The sequence below is a fragment of the Microbacterium sp. sgz311019 genome (genome assembly GCF_056135325.1).
Genome location: NZ_JBWAXO010000008.1, coordinates 73,917 through 75,294 on the forward strand (window position 1 = coordinate 73,917; position 1,378 = coordinate 75,294).

General features: G+C 66.3%; 1 protein-coding gene. It reads left to right on the forward strand.

The window, feature by feature from the left end; all coding sequences use genetic code 11:
• Positions 1–5: 5 nt before the first annotated feature.
• Positions 6–1,067, forward strand: a complete 1,062-nt coding sequence (gene ccsB / locus AC0NZN_RS13970; RefSeq protein WP_474592918.1) for a c-type cytochrome biogenesis protein CcsB — start codon at positions 6–8, stop codon at positions 1,065–1,067.
• The last annotated feature ends 311 nt before the right edge of the window (positions 1,068–1,378 follow it).

Below are 1,378 nucleotides of genomic sequence, written 5' to 3' on the forward strand. Positions count from 1 at the left end.
ACACCATGCCCTCGCTCGACTCGATCTCGATCCTGCTCGTCTGGACGGCCGTCGCGATCTATGCCCTTGCCTTCATCGCATACGCGATCGATCTGTCGAAGCGCTCGGCGCTCGCGATCGAGGCGAAGGATGCGGCGGAGCGCGAGGCGGCGCGCGAACTCGTCGCCGTGGCCGCGGCGGGCGGCTCCGCGCCGGTCGCAGGGGACGCGGCATCCGTCATGCGCGCCGAGGAGCGCGCGGCGGAGAAGGAGCTGCACGCGCCCATCGCCGAGCGCTCGCGACAGGTCTGGGCCCGCATCGGCACCTCCCTCGTGGTGCTCGGCCTGCTCTTCCACATCGGCGCCGACGTCACGCGCGGCATCGCCGCCGGGCGCGTGCCCTGGTCGAACATGTACGAGTTCTCGCTCACGGGGACGATGCTGATCGTCTTCGTGTACCTGATCGTGCTGATCCGCTACGACCTCCGCTTCCTCGGGGCGTTCATCACGGGCCTCGTCGTGCTCCTCATGGGCGGCGCGATGGTCGGCTTCTACGTGCCGATCACCCCGCTCATGGACCCGCTCAAGAGCGTGTGGCTCGTCATCCACGTCTTCGTCGCATCCCTCTCGACCGCCCTGTTCGCGATCGCGTTCGGACTCTCGGTCGCGCAGCTCATGCAGTCGCACCGCGAGCGCAAGGTCGTCGAGGCGGCGGCCGCGGGACCGGACGCCCAGCCGGTCAAGACCGGCCCGGGCTTCCTGCGCACCCTGCCCGGCGCGGACGCCCTCGAGTCGCTCGCCTACCGGTTCGCGATCATCGGCTTCATCGGCTGGACGTTCACACTCATCGCCGGATCGATCTGGGCGAACGACGCCTGGGGCCGATACTGGGGCTTCGACACCAAGGAAGTGTGGACCTTCGTCATCTGGGTGCTGTATGCGGGCTACATCCACGCCCGCGCGACGCGAGGCTGGCGCGGCACCCGATCGGCCTGGCTCTCGATCGTCGGCTTCGCCGCCGTCATGTTCAACTTCACCATCGTCAACATGTTCTTCAAGGGCCTGCACGTCTACAGCGGACTGCAGTAAATCCCTGGTCAGGACTCGTATGCCGGATTCGGCATGATGCTCTTTCCTGAGTGTTCGCCCAGATCCGCTGATGAAAACCCTTGACGTCCGTGTCGGGCGCAGGCTACGTTCGGCCTCGGATCGTTCAGCTCAGCCGTCTGCTGGGGGTATGAGCAAACGCCGACCGTGAAGCTTGGGGGAGCTGACCTGGTCAGATGCTTCTCGCGTCGTTGATACGGATTTTCTGATTCTCGTACCGACGGGTGAGGAATTTGAACGCTGGGACCGTGTGGGGACGCGGCCGTGGCGCGGGGTGGTTTGCCGCTCTGACC